This is a genomic window from Parasphingomonas zepuensis (genome assembly GCF_036663735.1).
Lineage (GTDB): Bacteria > Pseudomonadota > Alphaproteobacteria > Sphingomonadales > Sphingomonadaceae > Sphingomonas.
Genome location: NZ_JAXOJO010000007.1, coordinates 192587 through 213011 on the forward strand (window position 1 = coordinate 192587; position 20425 = coordinate 213011).

Here is a 20425-nt window from a genome sequence, read left to right on the forward strand (position 1 = left end):
CATCTCCCGCATCCGAACGGTTGGTAGGGCGCGCCTGATGCAACGCTCCGAAGCGATTGCCCTGGGTGTCGCGCTTGTCGGACACGCCGTGCTGTTCGGCGTGCTGTCGTTCGGTTTTCGCCCGCCGGAGCCCGACCGCGTGAAAGCGGCGCCGATCGACGTTTCGCTGGTCGACGAGGTCGGCCTCGTCGCGCAGGCACCGCAGGCGGTCGTCCCGCCGGCCGAGTCACGCGCACCGGATCAGGGTCCGCCCGAGGATGCCGCGCCGCCGGCACCGAAGGAGGAGGCGCAGCCCGATCCGGCGCCGCCCAAGCCCCAGCCCCAGCCCCAGCCCCAGCCCAAGGCCGCGCCGCCGCCCAAGCCGGCGCCCAAGGCAGCGCCGGAGCCGAAAAAGCCCGTCGCGCCGACGCCCGACACCTCGAAGAAGCCGCCGACACGCGATGCCGCCCCGGCCGGCAAGAAGCCGGGCCGCACCGCTGGAACCGGCAGCGATCCCGCGTCGGACAAGAAGCGCGCGCGGGGATCGCGGCTCGGCGACGATTTCCTCAAGGGCCTGTCCGACAAGCCGTCGACCAGCAAGTCGGTGGTGCCGCGGGCTGCGGTCATGAGCCAGCAGGCCGCCGCCGATATCGGCTCGGCGATCAAGCGCCAGGTGCAGCCCTGCGCCGACCGCCAGGTAAAGCCGGGGCCGGGCGCCGAGCGTATTATCGTCACCATCCGCTTGCGGATGAATCGCGACGGATCGCTGATCGGCAACCCCCAGGTTGTCGGGCATAGTGGCGTCGATGCCGAGAATGACCGATATCAGGACCGGGTCGACGACAACGCGATCGCAACGTTCAAGGGCTGCTCGCCTCTGCGCGGTCTGCCGGCCGAACTCTATGACGTCCCCAATGGCTGGAGCGTGTTCAGCCTCCGCTACAAACTGCCAGGCTAGAGGATCATCATGACATCTTCCCCGATCGCCTTTCTTGCCGCCGTCTTCGCCACGCTGTCGCCGCTGGCCATGGCCCAGGCGCAGGACAGCCCCGCGCCGCCACCGGTGAGCCAGACTCAGCCGGCCGCGCCCGATCAGGACGGGGGGCTGGTTGTCGACGTGGTCGGCGGTACTTCGGCGCCGCTCGGCATCGCCATTCCGGTCATGCCGACCGCCGCGGTGGTGGATACGGCGGCGGGCCCGACCGACAAGCTCGGCCGCGAGCTCGCCCAGATCGTGACCAACGATCTGCGCAACAGCGGCCTGTTCAAGCCGGTCGATCCGGGCGCGCTCAAGGCCGTCGCTTTTCCCGAGGTCACTGCACCCACCTTCGATTCCTGGAGCGGGGCCGGCGCGCAGGCCCTCGTTCAGGGGTTCGTCCGCGCCAATGGCGACGGCACGCTCACCATCGGCTGCTATCTCTACGACGTGTTCGCGCGCAGCGAGCTGACACGCCAGGGCTTCGTCGTGTCGCCCGGCGACTGGCGCCGCGCCGGGCATAAATGCGCCGACATGGTCTATGCCCGGCTGACCGGCGAAGGCCCCTATTTCGACAGCCGCATCGTCTACGTCTCCGAAACCGGCCCCAAGGGAAAGCGCTTCAAGCAGCTGGCGATCATGGATCAGGATGGCGGGAATCACCGCTTCCTCACCAATGGCCAGTCGACCGTGCTGACCCCGCGCTTCTCGCCGGACCAGCGCTCGATCGTCTATATGAGCTATCTCAACGATCGCCCGGCGATCTATGTGTACGATATCGCGTCGGCCAAGCAGCGCCTGCTGGTCAACAATCCCAGCCTCACCTTCGCGCCGCGTTACTCGCCCGATGGCCGCTGGATTCTCTTTTCGATGGCGGTGGCGGGCAATACCGATGTCTACCGGGTCGCGGCGGCTGGCGGGTCGCCGCAGCGGCTGACCAATGCTCCCGGCATCGATACCGGCGGCAGCTATTCGCCCGACGGCACCCGGATCGCGTTCGAAAGCGATCGTTCGGGCAGCCAGCAAATCTATGTGATGAATGCCGACGGCTCCAACCAGCAGCGCATCAGCTTCGGCGGCGGACGCTACGCCACCCCGGCATGGAGCCCGCGCGGCGACCTGATCGCCTTCACGCGGACCTCGGGCGATTTCCGGATCGGCGTGATGAGCCCCGGCGGCGGCAACGAGCGGCTGCTGACCAACAGCTGGCAGGACGAAAGCCCGAGCTGGTCGCCCAATGGCCGCGTCATCACCTTTTTCCGCTCGCATCGCGGTGGCCGCGGCACCGCCGATCTCTGGTCGGTCGATCTGACCGGAGTCAATGAGCGCAAGATTCCGACGCCCCTTGATGGATCCGACCCTGCCTGGGGACCGTTACGTCCCTGAAACATGCTGCCTGGATCAACCCGCAATGCCCCGTGTCGGGGCGCAACCGAAACGACTTTCATCGAAGGAGAAGCCAGATGGCCAAACTGACCACCACGCTGATCATTACCGCAGCGCTCGTCGCGACCGCTGCGTGCAGCCCCAAGCCGAAGCAGATCCCGCCCGCGCCCGGCCAGGAGACGACGACCGGCGGCGGCCCGGTCACCGAGGACAGCGTCGCGCCCGGTTCGCGCGCCGATTTCGAACGCTCGGTGACCAGCAACACCGTCCATTTCGCGCTCGACAAATATGATATCGACGCGGAATCCCGCGCGATCCTGGACAGCCAGGCGGCATGGCTCGCCAAATGGCCGAATGTCGGGGTGACGCTGGAAGGCCATTGCGACGAGCGCGGCACCCGCGAATACAACCTCGCGCTCGGCGATCGCCGCGCCAATGCCGCGAAGAACTATCTCGCGGCGCGGGGCATCAATCCGGCGCGCATCTCGACGATCAGCTACGGCAAGGAACGCCCGATCGCGCTCGGTTCGGACGAGGGCAGCTGGGCCCAGAACCGCCGCGCGGTGACCATCGTCCTCAACTGACGCGTCATCCCTGTCCACTTTGCTGCGCCGCTGGATCACCCCGATCCGGCGGCGTTGTCATTCCTCCTTGCGGGCCTCCAAAAACCGATATAAATGTGATATCACATTAACGGGAGGCTCTTATGACGAATGGGGTTGTCAGGAACACCGCGCTCACACTGTCGAGCGAGCGCACGGCGTCCACCTCGAGCGGCTATGTCATGCTGCTCGTCATCCTGATCGCGCTCGTCGCGGCCGGCTTCGGCGTGACGCTGGTGCGCACCAATCCGGCCGCTGCCGGCGCGCTGATCACCTCCGGCGCGGTCGTCGCCCTGTTCGTGGCCTGCGGCTTCTACATGCTCCAGCCCAATCAGGCGGCGGCGATCACGCTGTTCGGATCGTACAAGGGGACCGATCGTACCACGGGGCTGCGTTGGGTCCTGCCCTGGCTCGTCCGCCAGAAGGTCTCGCTCCGCGCCAACAACATGATCTCGGAACGGTTGAAGGTGAACGATCAGCGCGGCAACCCGATCGAGATCGCGGCGCAGGTCGTGTGGCGCGTCACCGACACTGCCCAGGCGCTGTTCGACATCGACGACTACAAGGCGTTCGTGATCGTGCAGATCGAAGCGGCAGTGCGGACGATCGGCGCGCGCTATCCCTATGACGATTTCGAGCATCAGGAAGTCACGCTGCGCGGCAATCACGATCAGGTCGGGGCCGAGCTTCGCCTGGAATTGATCGAGCGGCTCGTGGTTGCCGGCATCACCGTCGACGAATGCGGCTTCACGCACCTCGCCTACGCCCAGGAGATTGCCGGCGCGATGCTTCGCCGGCAACAGGCCCAGGCCGTGGTCGCGGCGCGCAAGACCTTGGTCGAGGGCGCGGTCGGCATGGTCGAGATGGCGCTCGAGATGCTGTCCGAGAAGAATGTCGTCGAGCTTGACGACGAGCGGCGCGCGGCGATGGTATCGAACCTGATGGTCGTGCTGTGCGGCGAGCGCGATACCCAGCCGGTCGTCAACACCGGCTCGCTCTACCAATAAGCGGTTGCGGTGAGCGCTCCCCCCAAAAAGGCGTTTCCGCTGCGCCTCGATCCCGCGCTCTACGCGGCGGTCGAGCGCGCGGCCGCGGCCGATCTGCGGAGCGTCAACGCCGAGTTCGAATGCCTGCTGCGCGAAGCGCTGGCGAAGCGCGGCGTGAAGCTCGAAGCGCCGGTCCGCGCGAAACGCGGGCGGCCGGCGAAGTCCCGGGATGATGGAGGAAAGCAATGATCGGTAATTTCACGACACGCGCCCGGCTTCCTTGGCTGGTCGCGATCTCGCTCGCCCTGATCGGGCTTGGCCTGCTGGTGCAATTCGCCTGAGGAGAGTGGCATGAAGATCGACGATATCAGGCGCTGGTATCATGTGCGTGACGGCTATTGGTTCGTGCCCAAGCAGTTCGGCTTCGGCGCGACGCCGGTGACATGGCAGGGCTGGGCGCTGACGCTCGGTTTCTGCGCCGCGCTGTTGCTCGACATCCGCTTCCTGCCCGGCGAGCCGTACAAGATCATCGTCGGCGTGGCGCTGGTCGCCGCCTTCGCGACGATCGCGTGGCGCAAGACCGATGGCGGCTGGGGCTGGCGCTGGGGTTCGCGGTCCTGAACGGAACGGTCGCGGGAATCGCCGCTACGAAAGCGCTTCGTCGAGCAGCTTCGCCAGTCGCAGTCCGCCACGTTGCACTTCAAGCCGTTCCACCGGCACCAGTGACGCGACCGTTGCATCGTCGAGCGTCATGCCCTCCGGGGTCGGCGCGCAGGGATCGCCCTTCATCGCGCTGGTGTAGACGCTGTCATGCGCGACCTGCCAGCTCTCGCGGCTCCAGTCGGTCACATTGCCCGCCGCCAGCGTCGCGCGCTCGGCCCGGGAATAGCGCCGCACCAGCGCCGGGCGGGTCGAGATCGCCCGCTCGGCGAGATAGCCGTCCCAGATCGTGTGGAGATTGAGCCGCGGCGTCGTGAGGATACCGTAAGCAGCCTTGGCGTCGTTGCCGCCCTTGTCGGTCTTGTCGCCGGCGTGGAGCGGCTGGTGCAGATCGCCGACGAAGTGGATCAGGAAGGCGAGCGCCTCCACTCGCTGCTTCGCGGGCGTCGCCTTGTCGCGCAGCAGCTTCACATCGCGCTCGATCTGAGCCGACACGCAATTGCCGTCCTTGCACGGCTCGACCAGGCTGAACGGCTGGCAGATGTTCACGTTCTGATAGTGCCAGCTATAGGCGAAATCGAACGGGCGCTTGCCGTCGGGATCCTTGATCGTCTTGATGCAATCGGCCCAGATACTCGCATCCTCGATCGTGCGCGCCGGGCAGGTCGGCGTGCCGAGCAGCCGCGATTGCCGCAACAGCCGGTCGATCGCGACCCGCGTCGCCGGCTTCACATTGGCCCGCGCGATCTGCGCGATGGTCTGGTGGCCATATTCCCAATAGGCGGCGGCAGGAGACGCGGTTGCGGCAAGCGCGACGGCGGCGAGAGCGGGAAGGAGGCGAGTCATGCCCGTGGCTCTAGCCGGTCGCACCGCCGCACGAAAGCGGCGCGGCTATTCGTCGCCATAGATTGCAATCTCCCGGTCCCCGGCCGATCCGGTCCGGGCGCGGAACATGCCGGCGGTGGTGAAGCTCCATACCGCCTCGCCATCCGGCCCGGTCACGATCACGCCGCCCGTGCCACCCAGCGCCAGCACATCGGCCATCACCGCGTCCGCTGCCGCCCGGAGCCCGGCGCCTGCCAGCCGGACCCGCGCACAGATCTCGTGCGCAACGCCGGCCCGGATGAAATATTCGCCAGCGCCCGTCGCCGATACCGCCCCGGCCCGGTCGTCGGCATAAGTGCCCGCGCCGATCAGCGGCGAATCGCCGATCCGGCCCCAGCGCTTGCCGGTCACCCCGCCGGTCGAGGTTGCGGCCGCGACATGGCCGGTGCTGTCGCGTGCAACCGCGCCGACCGTGCCATATTTCATGTCGACATCGAAGGCGTCGGCGCCGCGCGCCTTCAGCTCCTCGAGCTGGCGGCGGCGCTCGGGCAGGACCAGCCAGTCCTGTCCGGCCTGTTCGAGCCCATGCTCGCGCGAAAACTGGTCGGCGCCGTCGCCGCCGAGCAGGACATGCCGGCTCTGCTCCATCACCGCGCGGGCAAGGCTCACCGGATGGCGCGTGGCGGTGACGCCGGCAACGGCGCCGGCCTTGCGGTGCGTTCCCTCCATGATCGCGGCGTCGAGCTCGGCCACGCCTTCATAGGTCAGCGCCGCGCCGCGCCCGGCGTTGAAATGCGGATCGTCCTCCAGCACGCGCACCGCCGCCTCGACGGCATCGAGCGCAGCGCCGCCGGCCGCCAGCACGGCCGATCCGGCGTCGAGCGCCTGCCCCAGCGCAGCACGCGCGCCGGCGTCCTGTTCGTCGGAAAGGCGTTCCCGCGTCATGCCGCCGGCCCCGCCATGAATAACGAGCGTCCAGCCCATATCGGCCATCACGACGTCTCCGCCGGGGTGAGTGTGGTCGGGCGCCGCGCGCGCCGCGTCGTCATCCCGCCGCGCAGCCCGATCAGCGGCCGCAGCCAGCCGATCTCGCGCCCGACCAGGTAGAAGATCCAGCACCCGGCGATCGTCGTCATCACCAGGATGAAGAACTCGACCGCGGCCGGCAGGCCGTACGGCAGCAGCGCCCATTCGACCGCGACGATCAAGGTCTGGTGGATGATGTAGAAGGGGAAGACCGCCTCGGTCAGGACGGGCCGCCAGCGATGGTCATGGTTCCAGTAGCGCTCGGCCAGGCCGATCAGCGCGACGATCGCGCACCAGCCCTGGATCACGCGTGCGGTCGCGAAGACATAGCCATAGGGATAGGGCATCACGCTGCCCGGCCAGCGCAGCTCGATCGCCGCGACCATGGCGTAGCTCAGCAGCGCGACCACGCCCGCGGCTTTCCACCACCGCCCGATCGCCGCCATGACCGGCCCGGAACGGGCCAGCGCGAAGCCGAACAGGAAGCCCGGCAGATAATGGAAATGCGCGATCGGATCACCGATCAGGTCATGCGTCTCGCGCGCGCCGGGCAACAGATACATGTCGACCAGCAGCAGCCAGGCGATCGGCAGCAGGATCAGCGTGCCATTGCCGAACAGGCGGTCGAACCAGCCCTGCAGGCTGCGCCCGCGCAGCAGCCACACCCCGCCCGCCAGCGCCACCGTATAGACCCACAGATAGGCGATGAACCACAGATGCTGCCAGGTCGGCAGGACGATCCGGTGGAACATGCCGAAGCGGAAATAATCATGGAGCCAGAACCAGCCGAAGCCGCCGTCATAACCATGCTGGGTGGTCAGCTCGACCCAGGGCTGGATCGGGATGATGACGATCACGCCGAACAGCAATGGGATCAGCAGCCGCTTGTTGCGCGATCCGATAAAGGCGCCGGTGCCACCGCTCTTCGCCAGCAGCGCGCGGCTGGCATAGCCGGAGACGACGAACAGCAGCATCAGCCGCCAGCTGTTGGTCGCGTGCATCGGTATCGCGACCCAATCGATCGGGTGCGCGGTCTTCACGTGGAAAGGCCACGGTACAAACACCATGCCGACATGGTAGAAGATGAGGAGGCCGAAAGCCCCGATCCGGAGCCAGTCCAGGCCGTAATGCCGTTCCATTGCAGCCCCTTTAGACGATGGCGGGCGGATGGCCAGCCGCACCCGCCACAACGGTGCAGCCGCGCGATGGATGCCGTATCGCGATTCGGTGCAGGGCTGACGGTGGCGCTTTAACGGGCGGCCCGGGGGCGCTATAGCGGCGGCGAAACGAGGAATTACCATGTCCATCCGTCCGTGGCGCGACATCACGCGCCGCCAGAGCCGCCAGATCATGGTCGGCAACGTGCCGGTCGGCGGCGATGCGCCCGTCACCGTCCAGACCATGACCAACACGCTCACCTCCGATGCGAAGGCGACGATCGACCAGATCCGCCGCTGCGAGGATGCCGGCGTCGACATCATCCGGGTGTCCTGCCCCGATGTCGAATCGACCGCGGCGCTGCGTCAGATCGTCCGCGCCAGCCGCGTGCCGATCGTCGCCGACATTCATTTCCACTATAAGCGCGCGCTCGAGGCGGCCGATGCCGGCGCTGCGTGCCTGCGCATCAATCCGGGTAACATCGGTTCGGCCGAGCGCGTGCGCGAGGTCGTCAACGCCGCCAAGGCCAATGGCTGCTCGATCCGCATCGGCGTGAACGCGGGCAGCCTGGAAAAGGACCTGCTCGAAAAATATGGCGAGCCCTGTCCCGAGGCGCTGGTCGAGAGCGCGCTCGATCATATCAAGATCCTGCAGGACCATGATTTCCACGAGTACAAGGTCGCGGTGAAGGCGTCCGACCTGTTCCTCGCGGTCGCCGCCTATCAGCAGCTCGCCGAAGTGGTGGATTGCCCGCTCCATCTCGGCATCACCGAGGCTGGCGGCTTCGTCGGCGGCACGGTCAAGTCCGCGATCGGGATCGGCTCTTTGCTCTGGTACGGCATCGGCGACACGATTCGCGTCTCGCTCTCCGCCGAGCCCGAGGAAGAGGTTCGCGTCGGCTTCGAGATCCTCAAGAGCCTCGGCATCCGCAACCGCGGCGTGCGCGTCGTCTCCTGCCCGAGCTGCGCGCGCCAGGGCTTCGACGTGATCCGCACAGTGCAGGCGCTGGAGGAACGGCTCCAGCATATCCGCACCCCGATGTCGCTGTCGGTGCTCGGCTGCGTCGTCAATGGCCCCGGCGAAGCGCGCGAGACCGATATCGGCCTCACCGGCGGCGGCAATGGCAAGCACATGGTCTATCTGTCGGGCGTCACCGATCACACGGTCCAGAGCGAGGACATGATCGAGCATATCGTCCGGCTGGTCGAGGCGAAGGCCGCCGAGATCGATGCCGCTGACGAGGCGCGCGCCGCCGCCTGAGCACCGGTGACGGCGCTGTCGTTGGCGGCTATGCGGTCGCGATGGGGCGTAAGCAATCCTCTCTGGCCTTCGCCGTCGCGACCCTGGGTATCGCGACCTATGCGATGATGGACGCCTTCATGAAGGGTCTGAGCATCGCCAGCGGCGCCTATAGTGCGGTGCTGTGGCGATCGGTCGCGGGCGTCGTGCTGATGGGCGCGATCTATCTCGTGCGGCGCCGGCCCTGGCCAGAGCGCAGCGCGCTCACCCTCCACACCGTGCGCGGGCTCGCGGCAGGCCTCTCCGTGCTGCTGTTCTTCTGGGGGCTCGTCCGCGTGCCGCTGGCGCAGGGCGTCGCGCTGACCTTCCTCGCGCCGCTAATCGCGCTGTATCTCGCCGCGGCGTTGCTCGGCGAGCGTATCCGGCGCGCTGCGATCCTCGGATCGGTGATCGCCTCGGCCGGCGTGTTCGTGATTGCCTGGGGGCAGGCCCGCGCCGGCGCGTCGCACGAAACGCTGCTTGGTTCGGGTGCGATCCTCGTCGCGTCGGTCCTCTACGGCTACAGCCTGGTCCTGCTGCGCAAACAGGCGCAGGTCGCCGATCCAGTCGAGGTGACCCTGTTCACCGGCCTTGTCATCGGCGTGCTGCTCTCGCTCGGCGCGCCGTGGTTCGCGGTGATGCCGTCAACCGCGCAGCTGCCCGCCATCGCGGCGGCGGCGGTGCTCGGCTCCTTCTCGGCGGCCGCGCTCGCCTGGGCTTATGGCCGGGCCGAGGCGCAGGTGCTCGCGCCAGTCGAATATACCGCCTTTGTGTGGGCGGCGATCCTCGGCTGGCTGATCTTTGGCGAGCATGTCTCGCTCTACACCGTGGCGGGGGCCGGGCTGATCGTCGCCGGTTGCCTCGCCGCCATCCGCGGCACCGCCGCACCCGCCCCCCAGACCGAGGCAGCCGCATGACCGATATCCGTTTCGCCACACCCGCCGATGTTCCCACCATCATGCGCTTCGTGCGCGAGCTCGCCGAGTTCGAGCGCGAAGCCGACAAGGTCGTCGCGACCGAGGCGCTGTTGCAGGAGGCGATGTTCGGCGACCGTCCCGATGCAGAGGCAGTGATCGCCGAGCGCGACGGCGAACCGCTGGGCATGGCGCTGTTCTTCCATAATTTCTCGACCTGGACCGGCTGGCGCGGCCTGTATCTGGAGGATCTCTATGTGACGCCGCAGGCGCGCGGCCAGGGCGTCGGCGCCGCGCTGCTGCGCCATCTCGCCGCGATCGCAGTGGATCGCGGCTGCACCCGGTTCGAATGGTCGGTGCTCGACTGGAACGAAAAGGCGATCGCCTTCTACAAGTCGATGGGCGCCGAGCCGATGGACGGCTGGACGGTCAACCGCGTGTCCGGCGACGCGCTCACCAGGCTCGCGGGCCGCGGCTGAGATGGCCTGGCTGCTTCTCATCCTGGGCGGGCTGTTCGAAATCGGCTTCACTACCTGCCTGCGCCATGTCGACGGCTTCCGGAATTTGCTCTGGACGCTCGGCTTCCTCGTTTCGGTCGGCCTGTCGATGGCCCTGCTGGAAATCGCGGCGCGGTCGATCCCGATGGGTACCGCCTATATCGTATGGAGCGGGATCGGCGCGCTCGGTACGGTTCTCGTCGGCATTGCCTGGTACGGCGAATCGGCCGGGCTGGTGCGGCTGTTGCTGATGCTCGGCGTGGTGATGTGCATCGCCGGCCTGAAGCTGACGGCACAGAGCTAGGCGCATCATCGACTCTCGGCACTGAAGGAGGAAAGCGATGGCCTTCGATCAGGGACTGGTGGACTGGATCGCCGAGGCGATGGAGCCGGTCGGCACGGTGACGCTGCGCAAGATGATGGGCGGCGCTGTGCTCTATTGCGACGGCACCATCTTCGCGATCGTCGATGATTCGGCGATGTGGTTCAAATCCGATGCGGTCGGCGATGCCGAATGGGATGCCGCCGGCTGCGGCGAGCGCTTCAGCTACGACATGGGCGGGGGCCGGATGGAGTCGATGAATTATCGTCGTCCCCCGGACGACGTCTATGACGACGCCGACGAACTCAGGCGCTGGGCGTCGCTGGGTCTGGCTGCGGGGCAGCGGGCGCCGCGAAAGGCACGAAAGAAGCGATGAGAGCGACGATCAGCAGGGTCGCCCAGGCAAGGGCGAAGCCTGTCATCATCCATTCGCCGGGCATCAGGACCAGGCCAAGCGTCGCAAGCAAGCCGCCGCTCCAGATCGGCGCCGCGGACAGGCAGCGGAACAGCGAACCGCGCGCGAGCATTCCCGCAATGCCCATGGTGCCCAGCGCGAGCAGGGCGAATTTCACATGCACCGCCCACCACAGCGCGCCGAGCAAGGCAGGCGTGCCCGGCAGGTCGGTCAGGATCGCGTAAAGCAGGCCGCCCTCGATCTGGTCGCTGACGGCGGCGATGAGGAAGGTCGCGATCGCCGTCAGCGTCACGCGCTTGCGCGATTCCGCGGCGATCGCGGCGAGGATCAGGAACGCGGTATAGCTGGGAATGAAGCCCAACGCGTCGAGCAACAGCCCCGTCTTCTGCGCCGCGACCAGAGCCGTCGTGCAAGGCTCGCTCCCGAACAGGGCGGCGACATCGTCGGGCGTTCGCGCGAATTCGAAGGTCATGATCGGTCCGAGCCCGCCGCCGGGCCCGCACTCGACCATGCCGGGGATGCGCCCGAACGACCAGGAGCAGAGGGAGGCGACGATTCCCGCCGTCGCACATCCCCGCCAGGCCGTCCGGGGCATCACCGTTTCGTCATGCCTTCTTGGTCTTCTTCGCCTTCTTGGCGGCCTTGGCCGCGGCGATCGCTTCGATCACGATTCGCTTGGCTTCCTCGGCATCGCCCCACTGGCCGATGCGGACCCACTTCTCGGACTCCAGGTCCTTGTAGTGCTTGAAGAAATGCTCGATCTGCTGGAGCACGATCGAGGGCAGGTCGCCGCGCTCGCCCACATCCGAATAATAAGGGAAGGTCGTGTCGACCGGCACGCAGACCAGCTTCTCGTCGCCGCCGGCCTCATCCTCGAGCTTGAGCACGCCGATCGGACGGGCGCGCACGACGCAGCCGGGCACGAAGGGCGAGCGCGCGACGACCAGTGCGTCGAGCGGATCGCCGTCGGGCGACAGGGTGTGCGGCACGAAGCCGTAATTAGCCGGATAGCGCATCGGCGTGTGCAGGATGCGATCGACGAACAGCGCGCCCGACTTCTTGTCGAACTCGTATTTCACCGGCTCGCCGCCGACGGGCACTTCGATGATGACGTTCAGGCTGTTGGGGGGATCGTCGCCGATGGAGATCAAGTCGATGTTCATTGGGATCCTTTGCGTGGCTGAACGGCCCCGCCACGCCGCCCCCGCAAGGGGCCGGCGCGCCGCTGCCGCTGCCCCGATCAGCGGGGCGTCAAGAGCTTATCCAGGCCACCCTCTCCGGTGCCGATCTTCTCGAGGCGCGGATAGCGCAGGCCGCCGTGATAGTCGATGCTGACTGGCGCGATCCGGTCATTCGCCTTCACCAGCAGCACGATCGGCTCCTTGCCCGTCTTCGCGGCGGTAACCGCGTCCTTGATCGCCTGGGCGGACCAGGCATTGCCGTTGACCGCGACGATCGTATCGCTCAGCGTCAGCCCCGCCTTGAACGCCGGACTGTCCCAGATCACGCCGGTGACGACGCCCTCGTTGCTGAGCGCGACGCCGAGCCCATAGCTGAGGTCAGTGCGCTTCGCGGTGGTCTCGGACTGCTTGAACGACGGTGTCGGCTCGTCGGTGTAGATCAGCTTGTAGCCATTGGCGGCGAAGCCCTGGATCGGCGCGGGCGCGCCCGTCTCGGTGATGCGCTGCTTCAGGAAACCGGCCCAATCATAGGGCTGGATGCCGTTCAGCGTCGCCGCGACATCGTCGAACGTATAGGTCACCTGGCCCCAGTCGCCGTCGCGGCCGCGGAAGAAGCTGCCGGCGAAATCGTCGATCGATTTGGTCCCGCCCGAAAGCTTGCGCAGGATCGAATCGACCTCCATCCAGATCAGCAGGCCTTCATTGTAATAATCCTCGGATCGCTGGTTGCTCAGCCAGCCCTTGGGCCGCCGCTGAGAGATGACCGGATCGTTGGTGGTATCGACCATCGCGCGCCACTCGCGCGCCGGGCGGTTGTCGAGCGAGGCCAGGATCGAGGCGTACATGTCGAGCGTGTCCTGCTTCGACACCAGGCCGGACCGCGCCTGCAGCACATAGCCCCAGAACTGAGTCTGGCCTTCATAGACCCACAAGAGCGAGCCACGCATCGGCGTGCGGTAATCGGGCGTCCACAGATCGGCGCCGCGGCGATACTTGCCGTCCCAGCTATGGGTATATTCGTGCGGCAGCAGGTTGCGCGATCCCGGGCCGTCCTTCCATTTCAGGAAATAGCCGAGCTTCACCCCGTCTTCGGAACTGCGATGATGCTCCAGCCCGATGCCGCCCATCTGGTCCGACAGGGATAGCAGGAATTCGTAGGTGTCATATTGCTGGCTGCCGAACAGCTTCACGGATTGCTCTACCAGGCGCTTGTGCGCGTCGATCTGCTCGGGCGTCGCGGCGAGCTCGGCCGCATTGTCGGCATAGACGTTCAGGTTGACCCGCGGGCTCAGCGCCCATTGCCTGTAATAGCGCCCGGCGAGCACGGGCGAATCGACCAGCACTTCGTAATTGGTCGGCTCATAGCTGTAGGTCGATCCCACCGCCTTGGACGGCAGGCCCGACGAGGCGTGCCAGCCATCGGGATATTTCACCGTTGCCTTCACCGGGATCTGCCGGGTGAAATAACCGGCCGGATACAGGCTCATCGAATTGAACTGCAGCCGCAGCATGTCGGGCGAGACGACGATCGAGCCCTGGTCGCTTGCGGTGGCGGAGGCGAATTGCAGGTCGATGTCGAGCGTCTTCACGCCCGCCGGCACGTCGATATGATAGGCGAAGACATCGACTGGATCGCGCGTCCAATGGATGATCTTGCCGTTGCCGCGGATGTACAGGTCGACGACCTTGTCGAGCTCGCCGCGCGGCGAATGCGCACCGGGCAGCCATTTCGGGAAGAGCAGGACCATGTGGCCCGATTTGGCGACCGGGATGGTCTCCTTCGTCGTGAAGATGCCGCGCTTCGTGTCGGTCGCGTCGATCTCCAGCGTGATCGTGCCGGGATAGGGAATGTCGCGCGCGTCGGGGATGGTGTTCACATAGGGCACCGGCTGCGGCTTCGAATTCTCGGCCAGGGCGGGCGCGGCGACGGTAACGAGCAGGGATGCGACAAGCGCGGTACGAAACATCAAGGGGAGACTTTCGGGGAAAGACAAGATGCCCCGGCTTACCGGGTCGGAGCGCCGCGAGTCCAGCGCCGGGCCATCCTGCTGGGCAAGGGCGCGATTTTATGCCGAAGCGTGACGTAAAGGCGACATTTCGAGCGTGCGACCGGCCCTGCAATTCGTTACCCGGACGTGTTCGAGATTCCATGCCGCAACGCCACGGTGGATTGGGTCTTCACACTCAGTCTGTGTTCAAGGCTGCGATCGACCTTATTCGAGCAGAATTCCCCACTGCCCCGAGTCGTTCAGCCGACGAACGCCCGCTCGATCACGAACTGCCCCGGCCGCGCGACGCCGCCTTCGGTGAAGCCGGAGGCTTCGAGCGTCGCGGCGAGCTCGCGGATCATCGCGTTGCTGCCGCACAGCATCGCGCGGTCGGTCGCCGGGTCGAGGTGGCGGGCGCCCGTCACCGGCGGGTGGAACAGCGCGCCCTTGTCGATCAGCGCGCCGATGCGGTCGCTGGTGCGGAACGGCTCGCGCGTGACGGTCGGGACATAGGTGAACTGGAGCAGCGCCTGATCGCAGACCAGCGGATCGCCGGCGAGCTGCGCGGTGAGGTCCGCGCAATAGGCCAGGTCGCTGACGGTGCGCACGCTGTGCACCAGGATGATCTGCGCGAACCGGTCATAGATGTCGGGATCGCGGATGATGCTGAGGAACGGCGCGAGGCCGGTGCCGGTGGCGAACAGGAACAGCCGGCTGCCGGGCAGCAGCGCATCGGCAACCAGCGTGCCGGTCGGCTTGCGGCCGAGATAGAGCTGGTCGCCGGCACGGATCGTCTGCAGCCGGGACGTCAGCGGACCGTTCGGCACCTTGATCGACAGGAATTCCAGCTGGTCGTCCCAGGCCGGGCTGGCGATCGAATAGGCGCGGAGCAGCGGCCGTCCCTCGACCGGCAGGCCGATCATCACGAACTCGCCCGATCGGAAGCGGAAGCTCGCCGGCCGTTCGATCGCGAAGCTGAACAGATGCGCGTTCCAGTGGCGGACCCAGCGCACCGCCGCGGTGGAGAAGCTGGAATGCGGCGGAAGCACGGCCGGGGCGGGGTGATGCTGAGTCATGGCGTTCACCCTTTCGCCGCGTCCGGGATGTCCCACGCGGCCGGTACGTGCGCCAGCGTGGCGGCGACACGGTCGACCGCGGTCACCAGCATCGAGACCGCGGAGGGCTGGGCGAGCTGCGTGGCTATCCGGCGGAGCTGCCCATCCGTTTCCGCCAGGCCGCCCGCGAACAGCGCGAGCAGGATCGCCTCGTCGTCGCCGACCCGGCCGCAGGTCACCGGGCCGAAATGGAGCGGGCCCTGTCCGTCATTGTTGAGCACCATCATCGCGGTGTTGAAGTCGGGCAGCAGGCCCTGGATGCGCCATCCGGCAAAGGCAGGCCCCAGGGTCGAGCAGGGGCAGCGCCCGCTGCCGATCGCCGCCACCCAGCTGCGCATCGACCAGATCAGCAGCCGGTCGACGGGATCGAGCCCGGCCACGGGCCGATCGAGAAAACGGTACATGCATCGGCCCTTGCGCTACGGGGCATCCGCGCCCACGTGAGAATCATTCGCAATAAGTCGATAGGACCTGGCGCATGCTGGCGTCAACAATTATTGCGACTAAATCGCATTAGCGTGGTTTGCTGCGGTGTGCGTTCAGGCCAGCCCATGCAACACATAGCGCGTGCCCGGCGCGTCGGCTTCATAGCTGCCGGTTGCGCCCAGGCTCTGCGCCATCAGCTCGATCAGGCGCCGTCCCATGCCGGTCCCGTGCACCCGGCCGTCAGCAGGCAGGCCTGCGCCGCGATCCTCGACGACCAGCCGGTAGCTGCCGTCCGAGCCAGTCGAGAGCGTGATCGAAACGCCGCCCGGCTCCTGCTCGGCGTAAGCATATTTGCAGGCGTTGCTGGCGAGTTCGCTGACGATCACGCCGATCGAGATGGCGCGGTCGACCGGCACCCGCAAGGTCGCCGCCTCGACCCGTATCGGGCGATCGACCGTATCGGTGGAATAGCTGTCGTGCAGCTGCCCGGCGAGGTCGGTGAGATAGGCGGCGAGATCGATGTCGGCCGCGCCAAGCGAGCGGTAGAGCCGGCTGTGCACCTGCGCCACTGCGTCGATCCGGCGCTGGGTAGCCTGCAGCGCCTCGCGCGCCGCCGGATCGGCGATCGTGCGCGCCTCGAGCGAGACCATCGCGGCGACGAGCTGCAGGCTGTTGGCGACCCGGTGGTTCATCTCACCGAGCATCGCCTCGAGGCGGATGTTGGACGCGATCACGGCCGGATCGGGAAAGGGCTTTGCGGTCATGGTGTGTCGCTGCATCATCGATCCGGTCCCCCACTGGCAGCGGTCCGTGAAAGGACACGCCGCCGATGAGGATGACCATGCGGCGACGGCGCGATGGGAGCCACTATACACTGGTATGGCGCGGCCGGTCCGATCGCATGGGTACCCCGCGACCGGTTTGTCGGGGTCTGGCGGGGCTAGTCGCGCGCCCGGCGCAACACGCCCTCGACTAGGTCGAGCAGGATGTCGGGATCGACCGGCTTGGCCAGGAAGGCCAGCGCGCCGGCATCGATCGCGCGCTGCTGGGCGGCGGGATCGGGGAAACCGGTGACGACGATGACGGGAACGGCCAGGCCGCGCCGCCGCAGCTCGAGCTGCAGGCCGAGCCCGTCAAGGCCAGGCATGTGCAGGTCGGTGACGATGCAGTCGATCCGCGGACACAGCGGCGATGCAAGGAGGGCCTCTGCCGAGGCGAAGCTGCACGCCTCGATCCCGGCAGAGCGCATCAGGCTTTCAACGCTGCCCCGCACGTCCGCATCATCGTCGACGATCGCGATGATCGCCGCCGTCCGCCAAGAGTCACTGCCGTTCACCACGCAGAGCTGCGCCCTCCGCCGTCCCGATCCAATCATACACAGGTTTGGCTGGACGCCGCCGGACCGCCCGGCAGGGTGAAGGATACGCTCGCGCCATGGTCCGGATTGTTGCGTGCGGCGATCGTGCCGCCCTGCGCCTCTATGATCGATCGGCAGATCGACAGGCCCATGCCCATGCCGTCGGCCTTGGTGGTGAAGAAGGGATCGAACAGCCGTTCGGCGGCGACATCGCTGAAACCGTTGCCGCGATCGCTGACGCAAACCGATATCATTGCTTCGCCGTCGGGCAGCACCGTGATCGCGATCTCGCGCGGCCGGCCGGCGACCTCGCGCATCGCCTGGATCGCGTTCATCAGCAGGTTCATCACCACCTGCTGCACCTGCACCCGGTCGCCCAGAACGGGGTCGACCGCCGCGATCTCGGACCGGATCGTCACATGGCTGGCGCGCGCTTCGCGCTGGATCAGGAACACTGCCTCCTCGACCATCGTGGCGACGTCATAGGCCGCCGATTCTGCCGCGGTCTTGCGTACCAGCGCGCGGATGCGGGAAATGATCTCGGCGGCGCGCGTGCCGTTGGAAACGATATGATCGAGCGAGTGCGTGATCTCGGCGACGTCGGGCACTTCGCGCGCCAGCCAGCGCTTGCCCGATTTCGCATAGTTGACGATCGCCGCGAGCGGCTGGTTCACCTCATGCGCGATCGACGCGGTGAGCTGGCCGAGCATCGTCACGCGGGTGGCGTGCGCCAGCTCGCTCAGCGTCTCGTCGAGCCTGGCCCGGGCGCGGTTGCGTTCGGTCACGTCGAGCGCGGTGATCAGCAGCCGCTTCCAGCCATCGTCCTCGGGCGGCAGCGTCACGCGCAGCACCACTTCGATCAGGTCGCCGCTGAAGCTCAGGAACTGTGCATCGGTCTCGACCATGCCGGCGCCGTTGGCGAGCGACGACACGACATGCAGCATGCCGTGTTCGGAGATGGGAGTAAGGCGCGAGACGAAATTGCCGCCGACCAGATCCTCCGGGCCGTTCAGCCCGAACAGCTTCACGGCCGCCTCATTGACCGCGCTGATCGTTACTGCCGCGGTGGCCGAGCGGACCAGATCGGGGTGCGCCGATAGATAGCCGGGCAGGTCGTCGCCGGCGAACGCACGGGCCTCGTCGATCATCCTGCGCGGCTCGGACCAGTCGGATTCCCAGATGGCGAATCCGGCAGCATGGAAGATCGTGCTGTAGCGCGCCTCGGAACGGCGCCGCTCGGCATCGGCGCGGCGCCGCTCGGTGAGATCGGCGCTGGTCTCGATGATCCCGACACGCCGGCGATCTGGATCGAACCGGGCGAGCCAGCGGCTGGCGAGCACGATCCGGGTGCCGTCGCGGCGGACGCGGGTCAGTTCCCCCGACCATTGGCCGGTGGCGGCAAGCGCGTTTGCGACATCGTCCGGCAATTCGGTCCGCAACAGCGCCTGGCAGGACTGGCCGACCGCTTCGGCGCGGGTCCAGCCGTACAATTCCCGGGCGCCGTCGTTCCAGAAGCGGATGATGTCGGCCGCGTCGCGGATGATGACCGTGTCATGGCTCAGTTCGAGCATGCGCGCCTGTTCGGTCAGGGTGGTCTGGGCGAGGCGGTTGCGGAGCGACAACAGGGTGGTGATCGCAATCGCCACCAGGCTGACCCCAAACCGCGCATAGGCGCTGTCGACCGGATCCCCGCGATGGCTGTCGATAAAGGCGACGGTAGCCAGCACGGCACACAGCAGGCCGGTCCACAGTACCGAACGGCGGCCGCCCGATCCGGCGACCAGCAGGATGACGGTGATGTACAGCACCGCGATCGCGCCCTGGAGCGGGCTGAGGATATCGGCGCAGAAGATCAGCAGCGCGATGATCGCCGCAAGCGCAAGGCGCGCGCGCGTGCCGGGACGCAGCAATACAGTACTGGGTGGGGCGTCTACCACCACCGGGTCAGTCATCGCTGGCCCGCCATGGTTGCGCTGCACTGTGTCGGGCCTCCTGCAAAGATATCGAGTCCGCGATATCAAGGTGTTGCAATCATATCCATTGGCCCGATAGCAAGGACCCCAGGGATTGGCCAAGGGACTCGGCGGACGAGTGGCCAGGAGAGTGCGACATGAGCGACGATTCAGCCGCGCTTATATGCGTGATCGATGACGATGTGGAGATGCGCGGCTCGCTCGACAGCCTGTTGCGGTCGGCCGGCCTGCGGGTGCTCACCTTTGAATCGCCGGAAGACTATCTTGCCTGCGAGGAAAGCGAGCAGGCGGCCTGCCTGATCCTCGACATCCAGCTGAAGGAGGCAAGCGGCCTGGATTTCCAGCAGCAGCTGCTCGACGGCGAGGTGAGGGTGCCCGTCATCCTGATGACCGGGCACGGTGATATCCCGATGACCGTTCGGGGTATGAAGGCCGGCGCGGTCACCTTCCTGAGCAAGCCGTTCGACGAGGATGCGATGCTGGCGGCGATCGGGGAAGCGGTCGCGCTCGATCGCGATCGGCGCGCCGCCGACGGCCAGGCCGATGGCCTGCGCGCGTTCTACCAGACGCTCACCCCGCGCGAGCGTGAGGTGATGGCGCTGGTCACCGCCGGGCTGATGAACAAGCAGGTCGCGGCCCGGCTTGATCTGAGCGAGATCACGGTGAAGATCCACCGCGGCAACCTGATGCGCAAGATGCAGGCGCAGTCGCTCGCCGATCTGGTGCGGATGGCCGAGCTGCTTGGCGCGCGCGAGACGGGCGCGGCCCGGTTCGGCGCAGCGCGCTAGCGGGCGCTTTTTGAGCGCAAGGCGCGGGGTGTAGCGTCTTTCGGCAAGAGGCATGGATCTCCCGGCAAGATTGGGAGCAACTAGCATGACCAGTTTCTACAAGCGGATAGATTCGCCCGTTGGACACTTGACTCTCGTCGCCGGCGAGGCCGGGCTGAGGGCGATCCTGTGGGAGAATGACGATCCGCGCCGCGTCCCGCTCGGACCGCTCGTCGAGCAGCCCGACAATCCCTGTCTCGTCGAGACCGAGCGGCAGCTCTCCGCCTATTTCGCCGGCACGTTGACGGCCTTTGCCGTGCCGCTCGATTTCGCGGGCACCGATTTCCAGAAGAGCGTGTGGGGTGCGCTGCTGACGATCCCGTTCGGCGAGACGCGCAGCTATGCCGAGATCGCGCGGCAGATCGGCCGGCCGAGCGCCGTGCGCGCCGTCGGTGCGGCGAACGGGCGGAATCCGATCTCGATCATCGCGCCGTGCCACCGGGTGATCGGAGCCAATGGGGCGCTGACCGGCTTTGCCGGCGGGCTTGCCGCAAAGGAGCGGCTGCTCCGGCTGGAAGGCCGCGCTGCGTGACC

Annotated in this window: 24 protein-coding genes; 13 read left to right on the plus strand and 11 right to left on the minus strand. The window is 67.0% G+C overall.

Features of this window, described 5'->3' with window-relative positions; translation table 11 throughout:
- The first annotated feature begins 37 nt into the window (after window positions 1-37).
- From tolA to U1769_RS22615, 6 genes are all read left to right on the plus strand, one after another.
- Window positions 38-937 (plus strand): cell envelope integrity protein TolA, encoded by a 900-nt coding sequence (gene tolA / locus U1769_RS22590; protein ID WP_332720328.1) that lies wholly within the window; start codon window positions 38-40, stop codon window positions 935-937.
- 9 nt (window positions 938-946) lie between these two features.
- Window positions 947-2341, plus strand: a complete 1395-nt coding sequence (tolB, locus tag U1769_RS22595; protein ID WP_443030443.1) for a Tol-Pal system beta propeller repeat protein TolB — start codon at window positions 947-949, stop codon at window positions 2339-2341.
- 77 nt (window positions 2342-2418) lie between these two features.
- On the plus strand, window positions 2419-2925 hold the full coding sequence (pal, locus tag U1769_RS22600; protein WP_332720329.1) for a peptidoglycan-associated lipoprotein Pal: 507 nt from the start codon (window positions 2419-2421) through the stop codon (window positions 2923-2925).
- A gap of 122 nt (window positions 2926-3047) precedes the next feature.
- Window positions 3048-3950, plus strand: a complete 903-nt coding sequence (locus U1769_RS22605; protein ID WP_332720330.1) for an SPFH domain-containing protein — start codon at window positions 3048-3050, stop codon at window positions 3948-3950.
- A gap of 9 nt (window positions 3951-3959) precedes the next feature.
- Window positions 3960-4178 (plus strand): type II toxin-antitoxin system antitoxin, encoded by a 219-nt coding sequence (locus U1769_RS22610; protein ID WP_332720331.1) that lies wholly within the window; start codon window positions 3960-3962, stop codon window positions 4176-4178.
- A 102-nt stretch (window positions 4179-4280) separates the two neighbouring features.
- Window positions 4281-4550, plus strand: coding sequence for a hypothetical protein (locus U1769_RS22615; protein ID WP_332720333.1), 270 nt, complete (start codon window positions 4281-4283; stop codon window positions 4548-4550).
- Window positions 4551-4574: 24 nt separating this feature from the next.
- Here the strand turns inward: U1769_RS22615 and U1769_RS22620 are convergent, their stop codons facing one another.
- The 3 genes from U1769_RS22620 to U1769_RS22630 are packed head-to-tail and all read right to left on the minus strand — an operon-like array spanning window position 4575 to window position 7579.
- Window positions 4575-5435: a S1/P1 nuclease gene (locus U1769_RS22620; protein WP_332720335.1), complete on the minus strand. Its 861-nt coding sequence runs from the start codon at window positions 5433-5435 to the stop codon at window positions 4575-4577.
- A gap of 45 nt (window positions 5436-5480) precedes the next feature.
- The gene (locus U1769_RS22625) at window positions 5481-6398 is read right to left on the minus strand and encodes an isoaspartyl peptidase/L-asparaginase family protein (RefSeq protein ID WP_332720372.1); all 918 of its coding nucleotides are present in this window, start codon (window positions 6396-6398) and stop codon (window positions 5481-5483) included.
- A gap of 8 nt (window positions 6399-6406) precedes the next feature.
- Window positions 6407-7579, minus strand: coding sequence for an acyltransferase family protein (locus tag U1769_RS22630; protein WP_332720336.1), 1173 nt, complete (start codon window positions 7577-7579; stop codon window positions 6407-6409).
- A gap of 160 nt (window positions 7580-7739) precedes the next feature.
- Here U1769_RS22630 and ispG point away from each other — a divergent pair, with 160 nt between their 5' ends.
- The 5 genes from ispG to U1769_RS22655 are packed head-to-tail and all read left to right on the plus strand — an operon-like array spanning window position 7740 to window position 10985.
- The gene (gene ispG, locus U1769_RS22635; protein ID WP_332720338.1) at window positions 7740-8858 is read left to right on the plus strand and encodes a flavodoxin-dependent (E)-4-hydroxy-3-methylbut-2-enyl-diphosphate synthase; all 1119 of its coding nucleotides are present in this window, start codon (window positions 7740-7742) and stop codon (window positions 8856-8858) included.
- A 41-nt stretch (window positions 8859-8899) separates the two neighbouring features.
- Window positions 8900-9793 carry a DMT family transporter gene (locus tag U1769_RS22640; protein ID WP_332720339.1) on the plus strand — a complete coding sequence of 298 codons (894 nt, stop codon included), beginning with the start codon at window positions 8900-8902 and terminating at the stop codon, window positions 9791-9793.
- Window positions 9790-10269, plus strand: a complete 480-nt coding sequence (locus tag U1769_RS22645; protein WP_332720340.1) for a GNAT family N-acetyltransferase — start codon at window positions 9790-9792, stop codon at window positions 10267-10269. Before U1769_RS22640 ends, U1769_RS22645 begins: the two co-directional genes overlap by 4 nt.
- 1 nt (window position 10270) lies before the next feature.
- Window positions 10271-10591, plus strand: coding sequence for a DMT family transporter (locus U1769_RS22650; protein ID WP_332720341.1), 321 nt, complete (start codon window positions 10271-10273; stop codon window positions 10589-10591).
- Window positions 10592-10628: 37 nt separating this feature from the next.
- Window positions 10629-10985 carry a TfoX/Sxy family protein gene (locus U1769_RS22655; protein WP_332720342.1) on the plus strand — a complete coding sequence of 119 codons (357 nt, stop codon included), beginning with the start codon at window positions 10629-10631 and terminating at the stop codon, window positions 10983-10985.
- On the opposite strand, the gene U1769_RS22660 is transcribed toward U1769_RS22655, so the two are convergent.
- The 8 genes from U1769_RS22660 to U1769_RS22695 all read right to left on the minus strand — a co-directional run bounded on the left by U1769_RS22660 (window position 10915) and on the right by U1769_RS22695 (window position 19043).
- Window positions 10915-11619 (minus strand): hypothetical protein, encoded by a 705-nt coding sequence (locus U1769_RS22660; protein ID WP_332720343.1) that lies wholly within the window; start codon window positions 11617-11619, stop codon window positions 10915-10917. The genes U1769_RS22655 and U1769_RS22660 overlap by 71 nt on opposite strands.
- 10 nt (window positions 11620-11629) lie before the next feature.
- Window positions 11630-12187 carry an inorganic diphosphatase gene (gene ppa / locus U1769_RS22665; protein ID WP_332720344.1) on the minus strand — a complete coding sequence of 186 codons (558 nt, stop codon included), beginning with the start codon at window positions 12185-12187 and terminating at the stop codon, window positions 11630-11632.
- Between the two features lie 77 nt (window positions 12188-12264).
- Window positions 12265-14172: a M61 family metallopeptidase gene (locus U1769_RS22670; protein WP_332720373.1), complete on the minus strand. Its 1908-nt coding sequence runs from the start codon at window positions 14170-14172 to the stop codon at window positions 12265-12267.
- Between the two features lie 281 nt (window positions 14173-14453).
- Window positions 14454-15269, minus strand: a complete 816-nt coding sequence (locus U1769_RS22675; RefSeq protein ID WP_332720346.1) for a ferredoxin--NADP reductase — start codon at window positions 15267-15269, stop codon at window positions 14454-14456.
- 5 nt (window positions 15270-15274) lie between these two features.
- A complete protein-coding gene (locus U1769_RS22680; protein WP_332720347.1) occupies window positions 15275-15712 on the minus strand; it encodes a hypothetical protein in 438 nt (145 codons plus the stop codon).
- A gap of 135 nt (window positions 15713-15847) precedes the next feature.
- Window positions 15848-16516 (minus strand): sensor histidine kinase, encoded by a 669-nt coding sequence (locus tag U1769_RS22685; protein WP_332720348.1) that lies wholly within the window; start codon window positions 16514-16516, stop codon window positions 15848-15850.
- Window positions 16517-16674: 158 nt separating this feature from the next.
- A complete protein-coding gene (locus tag U1769_RS22690; protein WP_332720349.1) occupies window positions 16675-17070 on the minus strand; it encodes a response regulator transcription factor in 396 nt (131 codons plus the stop codon).
- 35 nt (window positions 17071-17105) lie between these two features.
- Window positions 17106-19043 carry a sensor histidine kinase gene (locus U1769_RS22695; RefSeq protein WP_332720350.1) on the minus strand — a complete coding sequence of 646 codons (1938 nt, stop codon included), beginning with the start codon at window positions 19041-19043 and terminating at the stop codon, window positions 17106-17108.
- A gap of 158 nt (window positions 19044-19201) precedes the next feature.
- On the opposite strand from U1769_RS22695, the gene U1769_RS22700 reads away from it, so the two are divergent.
- Window positions 19202-19852, plus strand: a complete 651-nt coding sequence (locus U1769_RS22700; protein WP_332720351.1) for a response regulator transcription factor — start codon at window positions 19202-19204, stop codon at window positions 19850-19852.
- Between the two features lie 85 nt (window positions 19853-19937).
- Window positions 19938-20423: a methylated-DNA--[protein]-cysteine S-methyltransferase gene (locus U1769_RS22705; RefSeq protein ID WP_332720352.1), complete on the plus strand. Its 486-nt coding sequence runs from the start codon at window positions 19938-19940 to the stop codon at window positions 20421-20423.
- Window positions 20424-20425: the final 2 nt, after the last annotated feature.